The sequence below is a fragment of the Actinacidiphila oryziradicis genome (genome assembly GCF_005047355.1).
In the GTDB taxonomy this organism is placed as follows: Bacteria; Actinomycetota; Actinomycetes; order Streptomycetales; family Streptomycetaceae; genus Actinacidiphila; species Actinacidiphila oryziradicis.
On sequence record NZ_SUMC01000028.1, the window covers coordinates 60,769 to 78,729 of the forward strand.

At 71.3% G+C, this 17,961-nt stretch carries 12 protein-coding genes and 2 pseudogenes; 8 read left to right on the top strand and 6 right to left on the bottom strand.

Annotation, left to right across the window (positions count from 1 at the left end; genetic code table 11):
* The first annotated feature begins 21 nt into the window (after positions 1 to 21).
* The 5 genes from FCI23_RS26545 (at position 22) to FCI23_RS26560 (ending at position 7,262) form a co-directional block, all read left to right on the top strand.
* Entirely contained in the window at positions 22 to 2,172 is a 2,151-nt protein-coding gene (locus FCI23_RS26545) for a glycosyl hydrolase family 95 catalytic domain-containing protein (RefSeq protein ID WP_246144013.1), read from the top strand.
* Positions 2,173 to 2,472 carry a glycoside hydrolase family 95-like protein gene (locus tag FCI23_RS60105; protein WP_246144020.1) on the top strand — a complete coding sequence of 100 codons (300 nt, stop codon included), beginning with the start codon at positions 2,173 to 2,175 and terminating at the stop codon, positions 2,470 to 2,472.
* A complete protein-coding gene (locus tag FCI23_RS26550) occupies positions 2,466 to 3,473 on the top strand; it encodes an acetylxylan esterase (protein WP_136726452.1) in 1,008 nt (335 codons plus the stop codon). Before FCI23_RS60105 ends, FCI23_RS26550 begins: the two co-directional genes overlap by 7 nt.
* Positions 3,470 to 4,816, top strand: a complete 1,347-nt coding sequence (locus tag FCI23_RS26555; RefSeq protein WP_246144021.1) for an ABC transporter substrate-binding protein — start codon at positions 3,470 to 3,472, stop codon at positions 4,814 to 4,816. The genes FCI23_RS26550 and FCI23_RS26555 overlap by 4 nt, the downstream gene beginning before the upstream one ends.
* A gap of 196 nt (positions 4,817 to 5,012) precedes the next feature.
* Complete coding sequence (locus FCI23_RS26560; RefSeq protein ID WP_136726453.1) at positions 5,013 to 7,262, top strand: AfsR/SARP family transcriptional regulator; 2,250 nt, start codon at positions 5,013 to 5,015, stop codon at positions 7,260 to 7,262.
* 416 nt (positions 7,263 to 7,678) lie between these two features.
* On the opposite strand, the gene FCI23_RS26565 is transcribed toward FCI23_RS26560, so the two are convergent.
* Together FCI23_RS26565 and FCI23_RS26570 are read right to left on the bottom strand one after the other, a co-directional pair.
* A complete protein-coding gene (locus FCI23_RS26565) occupies positions 7,679 to 8,848 on the bottom strand; it encodes a permease (RefSeq protein ID WP_136726454.1) in 1,170 nt (389 codons plus the stop codon).
* Positions 8,849 to 9,601: 753 nt separating this feature from the next.
* Positions 9,602 to 10,606, bottom strand: coding sequence for a PP2C family protein-serine/threonine phosphatase (locus FCI23_RS26570; RefSeq protein WP_246144034.1), 1,005 nt, complete (start codon positions 10,604 to 10,606; stop codon positions 9,602 to 9,604).
* 329 nt (positions 10,607 to 10,935) lie between these two features.
* On the opposite strand from FCI23_RS26570, the gene FCI23_RS26575 reads away from it, so the two are divergent.
* Complete coding sequence (locus FCI23_RS26575; protein WP_136726456.1) at positions 10,936 to 11,199, top strand: GlsB/YeaQ/YmgE family stress response membrane protein; 264 nt, start codon at positions 10,936 to 10,938, stop codon at positions 11,197 to 11,199.
* A gap of 34 nt (positions 11,200 to 11,233) precedes the next feature.
* Here the strand turns inward: FCI23_RS26575 and FCI23_RS26580 are convergent, their stop codons facing one another.
* From FCI23_RS26580 to mptB, 3 genes are all read right to left on the bottom strand, one after another.
* A complete protein-coding gene (locus FCI23_RS26580; protein ID WP_211265486.1) occupies positions 11,234 to 12,190 on the bottom strand; it encodes a lysylphosphatidylglycerol synthase transmembrane domain-containing protein in 957 nt (318 codons plus the stop codon).
* A gap of 94 nt (positions 12,191 to 12,284) precedes the next feature.
* Entirely contained in the window at positions 12,285 to 13,517 is a 1,233-nt protein-coding gene (locus FCI23_RS26585) for a glycosyltransferase 87 family protein (RefSeq protein WP_246144022.1), read from the bottom strand.
* Entirely contained in the window at positions 13,514 to 14,875 is a 1,362-nt protein-coding gene (mptB, locus tag FCI23_RS26590) for a polyprenol phosphomannose-dependent alpha 1,6 mannosyltransferase MptB (protein WP_136726457.1), read from the bottom strand. The genes FCI23_RS26585 and mptB overlap by 4 nt, the downstream gene beginning before the upstream one ends.
* Positions 14,876 to 15,085: 210 nt before the next feature.
* Between mptB and FCI23_RS26595 the strand changes: the two are divergent.
* A pseudogene (locus FCI23_RS26595) lies at positions 15,086 to 15,955 on the top strand (helix-turn-helix domain-containing protein).
* Between the two features lie 104 nt (positions 15,956 to 16,059).
* On the opposite strand, the pseudogene FCI23_RS60110 reads toward FCI23_RS26595, so the two are convergent.
* A pseudogene (locus tag FCI23_RS60110) lies at positions 16,060 to 16,416 on the bottom strand (Gfo/Idh/MocA family protein); the annotation flags it as partial.
* 279 nt (positions 16,417 to 16,695) lie between these two features.
* Here FCI23_RS60110 and FCI23_RS26605 point away from each other — a divergent pair.
* Positions 16,696 to 17,937 (top strand): ROK family transcriptional regulator, encoded by a 1,242-nt coding sequence (locus FCI23_RS26605; RefSeq protein WP_136726458.1) that lies wholly within the window; start codon positions 16,696 to 16,698, stop codon positions 17,935 to 17,937.
* Positions 17,938 to 17,961: the final 24 nt, after the last annotated feature.

Consider the following 17,961-nt stretch of genomic DNA (forward strand, 5'->3'; position numbering starts at 1 on the left):
AGCACACAGTTGGAAAAGGAAATGACGCACACACATCACCCCGGGGACCTGCTCCTCGCCTGGCCACGGCCGGCCGCGGACTGGATAGAGGCCGCGCCGGTCGGCAACGGCAGGCTCGGCGCCATGGTGTTCGGCGGAGCCGAGCACGCCAGATTCCAGATCAACGACTCCACGGCCTGGTCCGGCACCCCGCACGGACCCGCCGAGGGCCTGGCCGACGTGCTGGCGGCAGGAGCCGGACCCGAGCGCCTCGAAGAGGTACGCGCGGCGATCCGGGCCGGAGACCACCGGCGTGCCGAAGCGCTGCTGATGTCCTTCGAGGGGCCCTACAGCCAGGAGTACCTGCCCTTCGCCGACCTGTGGATGTCCCCGGCCCCCGGCCAGGACACCGAGTACCACGGCCGGACGCTGAACCTCGACAACGGCGTCGTGGAAGAGCGGCTCACCATCGGCGGCCACACCGTCCGCCGCCTGACCTGGGCCAGTCGTCCGGCCGGCACCGTCTGTGTCGCCGTTGTCGTCGAAGGCGGCAGCATCGACCTGCGGCTGGAGCTGTCCTCGCCACTGCGGGTGGCGCACCGGACGGCGGACGCCACCGGACTCGCCCTGGGCGTCGAGCTCCCCGTCGACGGGGCTCCCGAGCACGAGCCGCAGGTCGCCGAGCCGCTGCGCTACGCCGACGGCCCGGTCGGCGGGTACGACCCGTTCGGCGCCGCAGCCGTGAAAATCGACACCGACGGCCAGGTGGCCGCCGACGACGGCGGCACGGCCACCGTGCACGGCATGACCCGGGCACTGTTCACGCTCGCCACCTCGACCAGCGCCGCCGACGCATGGTCCGGCGCGACCGGCCAGGCCCGCTCCCGGCAGCAACAACTGGACGACGCGGCCGCCACCGCCGCGCGGGCACTCGCACTCGGCGCGGACAAGCTGCTGCACACCCATGAAGCGGACCTGCGCGCGCTGCTCGGCGCCACCGCCCTACGGATCGGCCCCCGCCGGGCCGGCGTCTTCGATGTCGCCACGGACGTCCTGTCCGGCACGGACGAACAGCTCACTGCCACGGTGATGTTCCAGCTGGGCCGCTATCTGCTCGCCTCCGCCTCCAGGCCGGATTCCGGCCCGCCGGCCAACCTGCAGGGCATCTGGAACGCCGACCTGCGGCCGCCCTGGTCCTCGAACTACACGATCAACATCAACACCCAGATGAACTACTGGTGCGCCGAGCCCACCGGACTGAGCGAGTGCCACCTTCCGCTGTTCGACCTGCTGGAGAAGCTCGCGGACACCGGCGGCCCGGTGGCACGGCAGCTCTACGGCGCGCGTGGCTGGGTGGCCCATCACAACACCGACATGTGGGGCTGGGCGCTCCCGGTCGGCATGGGGCACAGCAGCCCCTCCTGGGCGATCTGGATGATGGGGGGCGTCTGGCTCACCCAACACGTCTGGGACCACTACGACTTCACCGGCGACACCGTATTCCTGCGCGAGCGGGGCTGGCCTCTGCTGCGAGGCTGCGCCGAATTCTGCCTGGACTGGCTGGTCGACGGCCCGGACGGCCGGCTGGACACCATCCCCTCCACCTCGCCGGAGAACCTCTTCCTCTCCCCCGAGGGCACGCCCCAATCAGTGACCTACTCGTCGGCCATGGACATCGCTCTGATCCGGGCCCTGTTCGACCGCTGTCTCGGCGCGGCCGAGGCACTCGGGGTGGACGACCCGGTCTGCGCCGAGATCCGGGCCGCGCTGCCACGGCTGCGCCCGCCGGTCGTCACCTCCGGCGGCTGGCTGCAGGAGTGGGCCGAGGACCTGCCGGAGCAGGACCCGGCGCACCGGCACGTGTCGCAGACGGTCATGGTGTACCCGCTCGGGCAGATCGATCCGGAGCGGACACCGGAACTGGCCGCGGCCGCGGCACAGTTGCTCGACCGGCGCGGTCCCGGCGCCATGGGCTGGTCCTGGGCTTGGAAGATCGCGCTGCGGGCCCGGCTCGGCGACGGGGAGACCGCCCGCTCGCTCCTCCTGGAGGCGACCCGTCCCTTCACCGACGATCCGGCCACGAACGCGCCGGTGGACGGCTCGGAGTGGGGCGGGCTGCTGCCGAACCTCTTCAGCACCCATCCGCCGTTCCAGATCGACGGCAACTACGGCTTCGCCGCGGCGCTGGCCTAGATGGTGGTGCAGAGCCACGGCGGCGTCATCCGCGCGCTGCCCGCCCTGCCCGCGGCCTGGCCGGACGGCTCGGTCCGCGGCATCCGCTGCCGGGGCGGGCTCGCGGTCGACCTCAACTGGCGGGCCGGCGCGCTCGACACGCTCACCGTACGGCGGCTCGGCGGCGATCCGGACCGCACAGTGCGCGTCCGGTACCGCGAGCACGAGGCGGAGCTGACTCTGAACATGGGACAGCGGATCCGTCTGGGTGCGTCACTCGAAGCGACCACCGACGCGGAGAAGGCGACGCCGCCGTGCTGACCGACCTGGACCGGCCCGCGCTGGAGGACTACCGCAGCGCCTACCGGGAACCGGCGGACTTCGACGCGTTCTGGCACACCACCCTCGCTGAGGCCCGGGAACACGACCTGGCGCTCGAAGTGGCCCCGGTGAAGACGGACCTGGAGACCGTTGACGTCTATGACGTGACCTTCGCGGGATTCGGGGGCCACCCGATCCGGGCCTGGTTGCGCCTGCCCCGGCAGCGCGGCGGCCCGCTGCCGGCCGTGGTGCAGAGCCACGGGTACTCCAGCGGACGCGGGGCCCCCGTCGAGGACCTGCTGTGGGCCTCCGCGGGCTATGCCCATCTGGTGATGGACGCGCGCGGCCAGGGTGGCAACCACGCGGGCGGGGACACCGCCGACCCGGTGGGCAGCGGCCCCTCCTACCCCGGTTTCCTCACCCGCGGCATCGAGGACAAGGAGACATACGTCTACCGCCGCGTCTTCACCGACGCGGTGCGGGCCGTCGAGGCCGTCCGCAGCATCGACGCCGTGGACTCCGCGCGGGTCGCGGTGGTCGGCGCCAGCCAGGGCGGCGGCATCGCCCTGGCGATGGCGGGGCTGGTCCCCGACCTCACCGCCGTCCATGTGCAGGCGCCGTTCCTGTGCGACATCCGACGCGCCACGACGATCACCTCGACCATGCCGTACGCGGAGATCACAGGCTATCTGGCCGCACACCGGAACTCGGTGCAACAGGTCTTCCGGACGCTCGCGTACTTCGACGGCATCGCGTTCGCCCGCCGGGCGAACGCCCCGGCCTGGTTCTCGGCCGGGCTGATGGACGACCTCTGCCCACCGTCCACGGCCTTTGGCGCCTTCCACGCCTACCAGGGCCCCAAACAGATACGGACGTGGGACTACAACGGCCACGAAGCCGGCGGCGCCGAGGACCTGGCGATCGCGCTGGCGGAATTCCGGCCGCTGCTCGCCCCCGCGACACAGCGCACCCCGCACAGAAAAGGAAACGAGGAACAATGAAGATCCGAAAGTTTTCCACCCTTGCCATGGCAGCGGTGATGGCGGCGGTGGTCTCGGGCTGCGGGAGCGGCAGCAGCTCCGCTTCCGGCTCCAAGACAGTCAACTGGTGGACCTGGGACGACAAGCAGGCCGCGGCCTACGGCCAGTGCGCGACGGCCTTCGAGAAGGCCAACCCCGGCGTCACCGTGAAGATCTCGCAGTACGCCGTCACCGACTACTTCACCAAGCTGACCGCGGGCTTCGTCGCGGGCAACGCCCCGGACGCCTTCCAGAACAGCGTCCAGTTCTTCCAGGCGTACACCGCGCAGCATCAGTTGCTGCCGCTGGACGACTACATAAAGAAGAGCAACTTCGACATGTCCAGGTTCTCGGTCGGCGTCGACTCGTGGAAGTTCACCGACGGCAAGCAGTACGGGTTGCCCTTGGACTGGGCGGCGACCGGCCTGTACTACAACACGACCGCCATCACCAAGGCCGGGTACACCAAGCACGACGTCGAGAACCTGAACTGGAACCCGGACAACGGCGGGACCGTCGGCAAGATGATCGCCCACCTGACGATCGACAAGAAGGGCGTGCGCGGCGACCAGCCCGGGTTCGACAAGAACCATGTAGCCACGTACGGCTTCGGCGCCATGGCCGCCAAGGACTTCAGCGGGCAGACCACCTGGAACCCCTTCGTCTCTACCCTGGGCTGGCGGCAGGGCGACCAGCAGTCCTGGCCGACCACGCTCGAGTACACCGACCCGCGGTTCGTCAAGACCATGGACTGGATACGCTCGCTGACCGACCGGGGCTTCGCCCCGAAGATCGGCTCCTTCACGACGGTCAGCGACGTCGACCAGCTCGGCTCCGGCAAGGTGGCCATGGAGACGGCCGGTTCGTGGGAGGCCTCGACCTTCGCCAAACTGCCCGGTGTCAAGGTGGGGATCGCCCCCACCGTACTGGGTCCGGACGGCAAGACCCGGTCCATGGAGAGCAACTCCAATGGCAACAACATCTGGGCCGGCACGAAGAACCCGGACCTGGCGTGGAAGTGGATCTCCTACATGGGCTCGCCGGAATGCCAGACGATGGCGTCCAGCACCGGCACGTTCTTCCCGTCCATCCCCTCCGCCATGAACGCCTCCGCCAAGAAGATGGCCGCCCAGGGCGTGGATCTGTCGGTCTTCACGAACGCGATGCAGAACAAGGTGCTCTACCCGGCGATGGTCTACGGGAACGGAGCGGCACTCCAGGCCGCCCTTGAGCCGCTGTTCGAGGCGTACTTCGCCGGCTCCCGCAACGACGACGTGTTCAAGGAGATGAAAACGCAGAGCGAGACCATCCTCGCCAAGAAGTAGCCGTCGGGTCGGCCCGGGGTCAAGCCGAAGCTCGGCGAACCCCGGGCCCGCAGAACAGCGCGGCCGAGCCGCAATCTCCACCCGGCCGCCCAGGCATCCCGTTACTCTGCATCCTCAAGCGTTTCTTCGCCGCGGCACCGACCAACCGCGGCTCTCGCACGGCCGCTCGGGGACCGAGGACGATCGAAAGGCGATCATGCGGGTACGGCTTTTGGGGCCGGTTGAGTTGACGAACGGCGATGGCGCGCCCGTAGCCATCGCCGCGGGCAAGCGCCGGGCGGTGTTAGCGGTGCTGGCCCTGGAGCTGAACCAGGTGGTGCCGATAGACCGTCTGCTGGACCTCATCTGGGACGGCGACCCGCCGCCACGGGCCCGTACCGCGGTGCAGGGGCATGTGTCCGCGCTGCGGCGGCTGCTGAGCGACGGCGGCTCGGGGCTCGAACTGGCCACCAGGGAACCCGGGTACGCCCTGCTCGGCACGGCCGACGACGTCGACCTCTACCTCTTCCGGTCGCTGGCCGAGCAGGCCTCCGGCGCGGTGGACGACCGGGCCGCCGCCGGGCTGCTCGGCCGGGCTCTCGCCCTGTGGCGTGGCACGCCCCTCTCGGACCTGCCAAGCGCCACGCTGCGCGACGAGGTGGCGGCCCGGCTCGGCCAGGCCCGGCTCGCCGCGCTGGAGGGGTGGGCGGAGCGCAAAGTGCGGCTCACCGAAGGCCGGGACACGGTGCCGGAGCTGGAGGAGGCGGTGCGGGCGGAGCCGTTCCGCGAACCGCTGGTCCGGCTGCTCTTACTCGCCCTCCATCAGGCGGACCGCAGACCCGCCGCGCTGGACCTCTACCACCGCACCCGGAAGCTGCTCGACACCGAGCTGGGCGTCGACCCCGGTACGCCGCTGCGCGCCGCGTACGAGACCGTGCTGCGCGCCGGTCCGCCCACTCCCCCACCGCCTCCTCCGCTCCCGGTGCCCCGCCGCCCGGCACCCGCCCAACTGCCCCGGGAAGCCGCCGGTTTCGTCGGCCGGGCCACTGAGTTGGGGGCGCTCGGCGCGGCACAGGGGCTGGTTCTCGTCGTGGGGCCCGCCGGGGTCGGCAAGACCGCCCTGACCCTGCGCTGGGCGTACCGCTCCGTCGCCGCCTTCCCCGACGGCCAGCTCTTCGCCGACCTGCGGGGCTTCTCGGCGGGCTCCCCCGTCTCGGCCGCCTCCGTCCTGTCGGGGTTCCTGCGGGCCCTCGGCGCGGCGGACGGAAGTATCCCGGCCGACCTGGACGAGCGGGTCGCGCTGTACCGCTCCCTCCTCGCCGGCCGCCGCGTCCTGGTGGTGCTGGACAATGTCCGCACCGTCGGCGACGTGCTTCCGCTGCTGCCGTCCGGTCCGGGCTGCTCGACCGTGGTGACCAGCCGCAACCTGCTGGGCGGCCTGGTCGCCCGGGAGGGGGCGGCGGTGGTGCGGGTGGAGGCGCTGCCGCCGGAGGAGTCCCGCGCGCTGCTGGCGCGCACGGTGGGCCCGGAGCGGATAGCCGCCGAGGCGGCGGCCTCCGCCGAACTCGTCCGACTCTGCGAAGGACTGCCGCTCGCCCTCCGGGTGGCCGGGGCCAGGCTGGCGATGCGCGCTGGCTGGACGGTGTCCGAGCTGGTCACGGACCTCTCCGACGAGCAGGCTCGGCTGTCGGTGCTGACCACGGATGACGCGGATTCCGGTGTCGAGGCCGCGCTGCGGCTGTCGTACCGCGTGCTGCCGGAACCCGCTGCCGAGCTCTTCCGGCTCCTGGGCCTGCACCCCGGGGCGGATGTGGACGCCTGGACCGCGGCGGCGCTGTCCGGACAGTCGCTCGCCGATGCCAGGCGGTCGCTCACCGACCTGGTCTCGGCGCATCTGCTCCAGGAGACCTCGACCGGCCGGTTCGCCCGGCACGACCTGGTTCGCCTGTACACCGTGCGGCTGGCCGAGCAGGACCTGTCCGCGCAGGAGCGGGACCGCGCGCTGGACCGTCTGCTGGACTACTACCTCGACGTCACCGCCACCGCGGCCGAGCCCCTCATCGCCCAGAAGCACCTGCTTCACCGGCCGCCGGTACCCCCGGCCGCCGGGACCCCGCCGCTGGCGGGCGGCGCCGACGCCTCCGCGGCCTGGTTCCGTACCGAGGTGGCGGCGGCGCAGGCGCTGGTGACCTCCTCCGCGGACGGCCCACGGGCGGACCGGGCCTGGCGCGTGCTCTCCCGCGCGTACGGCAATTCGGCCTACGAGGCGCTGGCACTGCGGCTCATCGGGCAGTTCCAGCGGGAACTCGGCCAGGAGGCGGAGGCCGCACAGTCGCTCCGGCAGTCGCTGAGCATCTACGCCCAGCTGGGTGACCGTACGGAGGCCGCCGCGGTCGCGACGCTCCTCGGCGTGGAGGAGCGCGACGGCGGTCAAGCGGCCTCTCCAGGGGCGGACACCTCGGGCTGACCGGCCGCCTCGGAGGCCGACTGCTGCGGCGATGGCGCACACCTCGGGCAGGGCCGGCAGCGGGGCCCTCCGGACCCGGCCACCAGCCGGCCGTCGGCGAGCTGGATCACCTCTCCCCAGCCACGGCAGACCGGGCAACTGTGATAACCGAGGCAATCGCGTCGTCAGCACATGATGACACCTCAGCATCCCGTTCCGGGCCTAGCACTCGGCTGGAACGGGTACCGTGCGCCGACCACCCTGCCGGAGGCCTGCCATTAGCTCCGATATCGCCATCATCGCGATCGCCGCCTCTCGGTTCGGTGAACTCGCTGAGAGGATCGGCGGCCGGGCATCGTGGGGGGAAGAGGTGCCCGGCCGCCGAACTCCCCTGCGAACAGACTGCCGCGCTCCGCTAACGCGCCGCCGACGCCGCGCTAACGCCCGTGCCCGCCCTCGTGGTCACCGTGACCGGTTCCGGGCGATCCGCCCATCATGCGGAGCATGGCCGGGCCGCCGGTACGGGCGAAGCGGATCAGCAGGGCGGCGGCCAGGAGCAGGAAAACGATGTTGAGCCAGGTCGTGTAGTTCCAGGACACGCCTTCCATGGGGATCTTCGCGTCGCCCTGGTCAGGGATGAGACCAAGGCCCCCGAAGGCGAACTCCACGACGTAGCCCGCGACGACGATGGCGGCGTAGAAGGTGCCCAGGAGGTAGAGGGCCATCTTCGTCCCGTAGTACTTCCGGTAGATATTGAGGATCGGCAGGATCAGCAGGTCGGCGAAGATGAACGCGACCACGCCCCCGAAGCTGATGCCGCCCTTCCACAGCACCACCGCGAGCGGCACATTGCCGATGGAACACACGAATGAGGCGATCGCCACGAGCGGGCCGATCAGCGGTCCCCAGATCTTGGCAGCCAGCGGATGACCGGCGAAGAAGAACGTCTGCCAGAAGGAGTCCGGGACCCAGGCCGCGATGGCGCCGGCGATCAGCAGGCCGAGCACGATGTCCCTGAGGATCGCGGCCCACTCCATGACAAAGACATGCGCGACCGCGGTGAGGCCCTCCCCCGACAGCAGACGCCGGGCGAACGAACCCTCCTTCCGCACCGACATGTCCATCGCGGCGTGCCCCTCCATGGACCCGGCCAGGCCCCGCTCGGCCTGTGCGCGCGCGGCGTCCAGCAGCCGCTCGCGCAGGGTGAGGCGGAACAGCAGCGCCAGCACCACGATCATGATGGGGCCGCCGACGAATTCGGCGGCGGTGAACTGCCAGCCCATCAGCAGCGCGAGAATCACACCGAGTTCCACGACCAGATTGGTCGAGGCGATCTCGAAGGCCATGGCGGCCGTGAAGTCGGCGCCCTTACGGAAAAGCGAACGGGCCATCGCGACGGCGGCGTAGGAACAGGACGAGGACGCCGCCCCCAGCGCGGAGGCGATCACCAGGGTACGGGGCCGGTTATCGCCCAGCAGCCGCACGACCGTCGACTTGCGCACGACGGCCTGGACGACCGCCGACAGCGCGAAGCCCAGGATCAGCGCCCACGTGATCTCCCACGTCATGGACCCGGCGATGGACAGCGCGTGCAGTACGGCATGCATGACGTCTGCCCTTCCCCGCATGTGCATACGCCACGCAGGGGCGGCGCCCGGGGTGCGTTCCGCTTCCTCTGTTGGGGTTGCCGATCCTCCCCAGCTGCCGCTGGGAGGTGCCCCCACAAACGCCGGACGGGCTGGGTTTTGGTGCTCTGCGCCGTTTGCGGGTGCGCTTTGTTCGGTGGTTGGGTCGGTGGCGCCTCCGGGGTGACTCTCCCCCAACCTTCGGCCGGGAGGTGCCCCCACGACTGTGTGCCAGGGCCCGGGACGTTATGCGCCATCGCCGGCGGCACTTGGGCGACACAGTCTGCGGGGACACCCCTGCACCGCCCCCTCCGGCCCGGTTCAGCGCCTTGCGGTGCGTGGTTCCCTTGGGTCCAAACCACCGGGTGCGGTGCCTTTGGTTTTACGGTTTCCGCCACGGCGAGGCGGTCACGCGCCCATCCGGCCGGGAGGGGACGCGCCGGGGTGTCCCCGCAGGGGACGAGCACATGCACCCTGGGCAAGCGGGCTGTGGACCCGCACGCGCGAGCCCCGAGGAGATCACCCCACAGCGGCCCCGACCCCGACCACCACATCGCGTGCCGGAACGCACGACAGCAACCCCGGCAGACGGGGCGGAACCGTGCCGGCCCAGCAAGGCAGACCCAGCCCGTCCGGCGTTTGAGGACAAAGCGGCAACCCCGGCAGAGGGGAAGGGCCCGCGCCGGAGGAGCCCGTAGCGAAAGTCGTATCAACGCCCTGGGGCGGCGAACGCGGTCAGCCGGAGTCGCGGTAGCGGAGCAGAAGCATGGCCGCGTCGTCGTGCAGGGGCCCTTGCGTATGGTGCTCCAGGTCCTGGCGGACAGCTTCCAGGGCGGTGTCCGGGTCGGGGTCCTTGAGGAGGAAGGCCCGCTCGTCGAGCGGGTAGAAGCGGCCCCGGGGGTCCCGGGCTTCGGTCACCCCGTCGGTGTACAGGAGCATCTGGTCGCCGGGAGCGAACGGCACCTGGAACGGAACCGGCCCTTTCGGGCCGATGTCGGCGAGCCCGAGGGGTGGTGCGGGCTGGGGCGGTTCCGCGAAGGTCTGCGTGCCGTCTGCGCGGAGGACGAGCGGATCGGGGTGGCCGTAGTTGAGAAGGGTGACGGTGTGGTTGTCATTGACTTCGACCAGGACAGCGGTGACGAATTCCTCGCCGGTCAGGCGGCGGTTCAGGGCCCGTTCGAGGCGGGCGCTGACCGATGCGAGATCGGGTTCGTCATGGGCGGCCTCCCGGAAAGCACCCAGTACGATCGCCGCGGTCTCGACCGCCTCCAGGCCCTTGCCCTGCACATCGCCGACGATCACCCGGACCCCGCCGGGTGAGGTGACCACCTCGTACAGATCGCCGCCGATACGGGCCTCGGCCGCGGCGGAGGTGTACGAGACCGCTATCCGCAGATCCCCGGCTCTGCGCGGCACCGGGCGCAGCAGCACCCGCTGGGCGACCTCGGCGATGGAGCGGACGGTGGCGAGTTCGGCCTCGCGCCGTTGGCGTCCGGCGGTCGCGGCGAGGCCGGCGATGGCGACGCCGGCAACGGAGACGACGGCGGTGTAGCCGTGCAGGGCGTGGAACTGGCCGTCATAGAGGCGGAGCACGACACAGAGGGCGACGGCCAGCAGCCCGATCGCCGCGGAGCGGCGCAGGCCGCCGACCAGGCTGGCGAAGGCGGGCCCCAAAGACAGCAGGGGAAGGAATCCAGCGCCCGGACCTGCTACGAGATCCACCGCGGTGACGACGGCCATGACGGCGTACGGCAGGGTCGACAGCAGTCTGAGGCTCCTCCGGTGCTGCTCGACCAAGACGGACTCCGGCTCTGCTGGGGATAGTTGACAGCTGTTCGTCCCACTGTCGCAGTGGGTGAGGGGTGGAGGACAGATGGCGGTCGTTACGTTTACGTTGCGTGACCAGTATCGCCCCTGATGCCGCATCAAAGTCTCTTGGGGGGCGTCTATGGAGCGGGTAAGGCATCTGGCGGAGCCGATACCGATCGTAACCAATGCCGGAAAGCCGGAGTGCCCGTTGCCGCAGCGGGCACAAGCCCAGCAGGAGTTCCAGTCCAGGGAGGGCAGCTGTGGAGATAGCGGGTGTCATCAGCGCCATCGTGATCGGCCTCATCATCGGCGTGCTGGGACGGCTCGTGGTACCGGGCCGTCAGCACATCGGCGTGATCTGGACGATCCTGATCGGCATCGTGGCGGCGCTGGTCGGGGCGGCCATCGCCCACAAACTCGGGGTGGCGGACACCAAGGGCATCGACTGGATCGAATGGCTCATCCAGATCGGCCTGGCCGCCGTCGGCATCGCCGCACTCGACCGGTCAAGGGCTCGCCGCTGACCGGCCGCCCGCTCCGGGCCGTAACGCCCGGCCTTCAGACCACCTTGCGGCGCACCAGGACGCCGAGCACCAGTGCCGCCGGGAGCAGCGGCAGCCAGACTGTGACGATCCGGTAGCCGAGGACCGCTGAGGTGGCGACGGCGACCGGGGCTCCGGCGGTGACGAGGGCGACGACCAGCGCCGCGTCGACGGATCCGATGCCGCCGGGGGTCGGCACGGCGGCGGCCACGCACGTGGCGGCGAGATAGGCGATCGCGACGTGCACCACGGGTACGGGCACGTCGAGGGCGAGGGCGACCGCGACCAGCCCGGCGGCCTGCAGGGCGGGGAAGGCCAGCGAGCCGCCCCACAGGGCCAGCGCGCGGGCGGGCATGGCGTGCAGGGAGCGCGCGTCGGTCAGCGCGGTGTCCAGGAAGGCGCGGACGATCCTGCGGAGCGGACGTACGGCGGTCACCGCGAGCAGCACCGAGCAGACCAGCCCTGCCGCCACCGAGGCGAGCAGCAGGCCGGTCCCGTTCGGGATGAGGGCGTCCAGCCGCAGTGCGTCGGGGAAGGCAGCCAGCAGTACGAGCAGGAGCACGACCCTCCCCGCGGACTCCGCCAGCGAGTACAGCGCCAGGGCGGCCGAGGACCGGGCCAGCGGGATCCCGCAGCCCCGGAGGAAGCGCAGATTGACCGCACCCGCGCCGAGTCCCGCAGGGAGTAGGTGGTTGGCGGCGCTCGCGGCGAGCTGGGTGGCGAGCAGCCGTCCGGCGGGGAGCGGTTCGAGGACCGCTCCCTGGCGCGTACAGGACACCGCGACCCAGCCCAGACCGGTGACCGTCACCGCCGCCAGCAGCCAGTAGTGGTTGGCGCCGAGGAGATCACGGCCGCCCGAGGCGAAGACCGGCCAGTTCCGGACCACCCAGACGCCGACCGCGGTGATCGGCACGAGGCAGACGATCCCGCGCAGCGGCAACCGCCGTGGAAGGGATGTGCGGGCTATGGCCATCGGTCTCCGTCGTCCGTGCTTCTCACGTTTTCGCGCACCTGGCGGGAGGCGTTCCCGGGGTCAGCTTTCCCAGCGTGCGCGACGTCCCGGCGTCCTACGGCCGACGATCGGCGGGCCGGGCGGTGGCCTGGAGGTGCGCGGCGCGATCCGGTGCGGGGAGTCGCGGCCAGAGCGCCAGCAGCCCCAGACAGATCCATACGTACGCGCTGCCGCCGAGGAAGCCGTCCACGCCGGACGCGTCCTCGCGCCACAGCCACACGACACTGCTGCACAGCACCACATACAGGACAGCGGCGGCCGCACGACGGCCCGCCGCGGCGAGCCACACGACGGCAGGCAGGGCCCACACGAGGTGGTGCACCCATGTCACCGGGCTGACGAGGCACCCCGCGAGGCCTGTCAGTGCCAGTCCGGCCGCGTCGTCACCCGCCGCTGCCGCCTGGCGCACGCGGTACCCCCAGAGGGCGAGCACCGCGAGGACGGCCAGTGCCCAGGCCGGGCGGCCCGCGTCCAGGCGGGCCAGCGTGCCCTGCAGCGACTGGTTGGACACATAGTCCAGGGTGCCGACCCGGTCGGTGTTCCACAGGGCCTGTGTCCAGAACACCCAGGACTCGTGAGGCGCCGCCGCCACGCCGATCAATGTCGCGGCCGCGGCCGTGCCGGCGGCGACTGCGGCGGCCCTGCGCCGGCCAGTGAGCAGCAGGTACCCGATGAAGATCCCCGGCGTGAGTTTGACCGCCGTCGCCAGGCCGATGCCGACGCCCGCGAACCGGCCGCGCCCCCGGTCGGCGTACACCAAGGCCATCAGCGCCAGGTTCACCTGCCCGAGGCTGAAGGTGTCCCGGACCGGCTCCAGCATCACGAACAGACACCCCGCGACCACCCACGCGCCGGGCCCGCGCAGCAGTCCTCCCAGCAGGCGGCGCAACAGCACCGCCGACGCGGCGGCGTTGAGCACCACGCTGCCCATGACGGCGGCGGTGCGGCCGAGCACCAGCATCGGCAGCATGCAGACGGCGGCGAAGGGCGGGTAGGTGAAGCCGTAGCCGGTCCCGGGCCGGACGTAGTCGTAGATCCCGCCACCGTGCCGGATCCAGGTATCGACGGCCCCGTAATAGACGTAAACGTCGAACCAGTCCCGGTACTGCGGCACCGTGGCCATGAACACCGCGGTTCCGACGGCCACCGCGGTCACCGCGACAACGGCCGGCATACGGGACACCCGGCGTCGCCAGCGTGCCAGGCCGCCGCCGGGCAAGCCTGCGGAGCGGACGGGGCGGTCGGGCCGGACGGGGCGGGCAGTACGGTCCGGGGCCGGCCGGGTCATGGCAGGGCCTCCGTCGTCCTCGCCCGTAGCCGGGACGCCGTCCGCCAGGCCAGCAGCGCCAGCGCCGCCAGGCCGCCTCCGCACACCGCGAGGGTCAGCTGCCGCGCGTCCGGCTCGAAGCCGTCCGGCAGGACGGCGAGGGCCAGAACGCAGCTGCCGACGGCGGCCCAGCGGCGCGTCCGCCCGTTCGGCGCGGCCACCGCCAGCGGGAAGAGAGCCCAGAGCGCGTACCAGGGGCGGATCGCGGGGCCGAGGAGTGCGACGGCGGCGAGACTGAGCCCGAGGGCGTACACGGGACCGAGACGGTGGCGGCGGCGCCACACAAGGAGCACGATCACGGCGGTGGCGGCGGCTCCGAGGAGATGCCAGGCGGGTCCGTCGCCGGTGAGGCGGCCAAGGACACTGGTCAGGGCCCAGTTGTGGGCGGAGACGGGCGTGCCGAGGGCGCTGATCCAGCCGTAACCGGTGCCCGCGGCGGCGGTGGCGGCCACCGTGGTCACCGCCGCGACCGCGAGGGTGGCCAGCCCGGCCCGGACCAGCCGGGCACGTCCGCGCAGCCGGTAAGACCAGATCGACGCGACGGCCAGCAGCCCCAGCGCGGCCGGCACCTTCACCAGCGCGGCCAGCGTGACCAGCGCCGCGGCCCCCAGCGGCCACCCGGCGGCCGCCGCGGCCAGCCCCGCGCCGAGCAGCCCCAGCATCACCGCGTCGTTGTGCGCGCCCGCGACGAGATGCAACAAAAGCAGCGGGTTGAGCGCCCCCAGCCAGAGCGCGGTCGGCAGATCGGTGCCGCCGCGCCGGGCCAGCGCCGGCAGGATGGCGATCATCAGGCCGACACCGGCCAGCGCCACCAGCCGCATGCCGGTGACCCCCAGCGGCGCCGCCGCCCTGGCGACAGCGAGGAAGACCGGACCATAGGGCGTCGGCGTGTGCTGCCAGACCTGCGGCACCTCGGCCGCGAGCCGGCCGCCGAGCCGGTCGGCGCCGTACGCGTATACGTCCATGTGCGCGCCGGCCATCGTGCCTTGCACCAGATAGCTGTACACATCCCGGCTGAACAGCGGCGGCCCGAGCACCAGTGGCGCCGCCCACACCCCCAGCGTCACCAGCAGAAACCGCGGCTCCGGCGGCTCCGGACCCCGCACCGCCCGCCCCAGCCGCCACCACGCGGCGACCAGCAGCACCAACCCGAAGTACGAGGCGACCAGCCCCAGCCACCCGTCGTCCGGCCCGGCCGCATCCCGCACCGGCAGTGCCCCCACGCTCATCCCGCCCGCCGCTATCGCCACCGAGCCCGCGAACCCGAGCAACCGGCAGCGGCGCGGATCGACAGCAGCGACAACGTCCCGTACCAACATGCGCGCACCGTAGTCAGGCCCCGGCCACCGGAAAACGACCACCACAAGGCCGGAAACCCCCTGGCCGGTGAACTCGCCGTCAACAAAGCGGAACCCGGACGGTCTGTACGGGTCTGGGGCGGGGTTGTACGGACCGCGGAACGTGTCCGGGATCGGGACGGGCCAGTTGGACAGACACCGCGGGGCTCGACAGTGGGGGGCGTGAGGCGCATGGGTAACAACCAACCGAGGAAACGGGACAACGGCGACGAGCGCCCGGCCATTTGGGTCGGCTACGGCAAGCTGGTCAAGCTGTTCAGGGAACGGGCCGGGCTCACACAGCAGGGGCTGGCCGAGGCAGTGGGCTACTCGTACGAGCAGGTCGCCTCGGTCGAGCAGGGGCGAAGGCCGGCGAAGGCGGCGTTCACGGAGGCGGCTGAGCGGGTGCTGGAAACGGGCGGGGCGCTGCGGGCGGTGCAGGCGGGAGGTGGATCTGGCCCGGCTGCCTGCGTTCTTCCGCGACGTCGCCCTGTTGGAGGGGGAGGCGGTCAGCCGCTTCTCGTACGATCCGCTGCTCGTGCCCGGCTTGCTGCAGGCGGAGGAGTACGCACGAACGCTCCTGGGCGCGCACTTCCCGCCGCTCGACGAGGAGACCGTCGACGAGCGCGTCGCGGCTCGCCTCGCGCGGCAAGCTCTGCTCGTACGCAAGAACCCACCGATTGTGTTCGTCTTCATCGTCGAGGAGGCCGTGCTGCACCGGGCGGTTGGCGGCCCTGAGGTGTTGAGGAGGCAGCTGGGGAGCTGCTGGAGTGCGCGAAGATGCGGAACGTGGAGATCCAGGTGATGCCGACGGCACGGGCGGCGCACAGTGGGCTCAACGGTCCGATGGTGCTGCTGGAGACCGTCGAACGCAGGCAGTTCGTGTACATCGAGGCGCAGGACGTAGTGAGCGTCAAATCCGACCGAGATGACGTCAGCGAGTTCTGGCTGCGGTATGGAATGCTGCGCACGCTGTCCGCGAGGGCCCGCGAAGGGCCGCCCGCATCCGGGTCCACCCGCCAGGACACGGTACTCTCGGAGAGCATCCAGTCCTGCAGGTAGCTGCCGTGGATGAGCTGCCAGGCTCCGAACTCACCCTGGAGGCGGCGGTCGCGGATCTCCCTCACCAGCGGGTGGTAGCGGTAGACGAACGGGACCGCCAGTAGCAGCCCGGCCCGGTCGGCCAGCCGGTCCAGCCGTTCGGCGTCGGCGGCGGACGTGGCCAGCGGCTTCTCGCAGATCACATGCTTGCCGGCGTGCAGCGCGGCCTCGGCCTGCCGGACGTGGTGGGCGTTGGGCGTGCAGATATGCACCACCTCGACACTGTCGTCGGCGAGGACCGCCCCGAAGTCCGGATAACGGGCGGGAACGTCCCACTCCCTGGCGACCCGCGCGCTGCGCTCGGGGGTCGACGCCACCACCCCACGCAGCGCCCCGCCGGCAGCACGAACGGCTGCGGCGTGGACGGCGCCGATCATTCCTGCCCCGACCACCACCACTCGTGGGGAGCGACTCACGAGCACACCTCCGACTCATCCGTCCGGCTACGGCCTGAACGCCGCGTTACGAACCACCATCGTTTAGTTCGAGCAAATGACACAAGAGGACTAATTTAGTTTTCTTTCCGGCATAAAAACGGCGGAAACTTTGCTGTGCCATCCGGTCTCGCAGTCGGTGGGAGATACGTTTCCTCCATGGGCGGCGCGCCGAGCATGTACGCCTCATGGCACCCGGGTCCGCCTGGGCGGACGGCCCTATGAGCCGGTTGACGGGCAGAAGAAAGCGGCATTAGGGTCTTTGGAATGCATAAAAGTGGTGGATATGTTGCCGGGGGGACTACGCCGTCCCCAACGGTGCCCGTTGCGTTGCGCAGGGTCCTGGATCTCGTTGTCTCCGGCGAGGCGACCAGCCGCGCGGAGATCGCCCGGCGCAGCGGCCTCGCGCGCTCGACCGTGGGACAGCAGGTCGACCACCTCCTGCACCGCGGCATCCTGCAGGAGCTCGAAGCCAGGGAGTCGGTCCGGGGACGCCCGCCCCGGATCCTGACGATCAGCCCCCAGGCCGGGACCATCGCGGTTGCCGATATCGACACCCTGTCGACCGAGATCGCGATCGCCGACCTCACCCACCGTGTCCTCGCCCGTGACACCGTCGACATCCCGGTCGACTCCGGACCCCAGGCGGTGCTGGACGGGGTGACCGAGCGCTTGCTCGGGCTGCTGGCGGAACACGGCCGCGATCCGGCCCGGGTGCGGGAAGTGGTGGTCGGCCTCCCCGGGCCGGTCGATTTCCAGCAGGGCTGTGCGGTACGGCCGACGGGCATGCCCGGCTGGGACGGCTACCCCGTCGCCGAGCGTCTGCGGGAAAGCTTCCTGGCCCCGGTCGTGGTGGACAACGACGTGAACCTCATGGCGCTCGGCGAGGCCAGTCAGGACAACGTCGACACACCGCTGCTGTGCATCAAGATCGCCAGCGGTATCGGGGCCGGGATAATCACCGCCGACGGGGACGTCTACCGAGGGGCCGACGGGGCAGCCGGCGACATCGGCCACATCCGGGCGATCGGCGGCGGTGAGGTGCTGTGCAGCTGCGGCAATGTGGGCTGCGTGGGCGCGGTCGCCTCCCACCGGGCGCTCCTGCGCAGCCTCGGCATTCCGGAGGCGACGGGCGAGGACGCGCTGCATGGCGCCCACGCTCTCGCGCAGCTCGTCGCCAACAGCGACCCGCGTGCCCTGCACGCTCTGCGCCAAGCCGCAACCGAGATCGGCGAGGTGGTGGCGATGCTGGTCCACATGTTCAACCCCCGCACCCTTGTCCTTGGCGGTCCGCTGAGCGAGCTGCGCGATGACCTGCTCTCCGGGGTCCGGGCCGTGGTCTACCAGCGCGCGCTGCCGCTGGCCACCCGCAAACTCACCATCACCACCACCCAGCTCGGCACGAGCGCCGGGATCCATGGCGGTATCGCCCTCGCCACCAGGGACATCTTCAGCACGCCGGGCCTGGCGCGGCTGCTGGCCGCAGAACGCGGGCAAGGCGGAGCCTGATCCAAACAGTGACAGGCCATTAGC

What these genes read in the sequence shown, in the direction of transcription:
- FCI23_RS26545 (WP_246144013.1), top strand. Translation starts at nt 22, where the DNA reads ATGACGCACACACATCACCCCGGGGACCTGCTCCTCGCCTGGCCACGG.
- FCI23_RS60105 (WP_246144020.1), top strand. Translation starts at nt 2,173, where the DNA reads ATGGTGGTGCAGAGCCACGGCGGCGTCATCCGCGCGCTGCCCGCCCTG.
- FCI23_RS26555 (WP_246144021.1), top strand. Translation starts at nt 3,470, where the DNA reads ATGAAGATCCGAAAGTTTTCCACCCTTGCCATGGCAGCGGTGATGGCG.
- FCI23_RS26560 (WP_136726453.1), top strand. Translation starts at nt 5,013, where the DNA reads ATGCGGGTACGGCTTTTGGGGCCGGTTGAGTTGACGAACGGCGATGGC.
- FCI23_RS26565 (WP_136726454.1), bottom strand. Translation starts at nt 8,848, where the DNA reads ATGCATGCCGTACTGCACGCGCTGTCCATCGCCGGGTCCATGACGTGG.
- FCI23_RS26570 (WP_246144034.1), bottom strand. Translation starts at nt 10,606, where the DNA reads ATGGCCGTCGTCACCGCGGTGGATCTCGTAGCAGGTCCGGGCGCTGGA.
- FCI23_RS26580 (WP_211265486.1), bottom strand. Translation starts at nt 12,190, where the DNA reads ATGGCCATAGCCCGCACATCCCTTCCACGGCGGTTGCCGCTGCGCGGG.
- FCI23_RS26585 (WP_246144022.1), bottom strand. Translation starts at nt 13,517, where the DNA reads ATGACCCGGCCGGCCCCGGACCGTACTGCCCGCCCCGTCCGGCCCGAC.
- mptB (WP_136726457.1), bottom strand. Translation starts at nt 14,875, where the DNA reads ATGTTGGTACGGGACGTTGTCGCTGCTGTCGATCCGCGCCGCTGCCGG.
- FCI23_RS26605 (WP_136726458.1), top strand. Translation starts at nt 16,696, where the DNA reads ATGCATAAAAGTGGTGGATATGTTGCCGGGGGGACTACGCCGTCCCCA.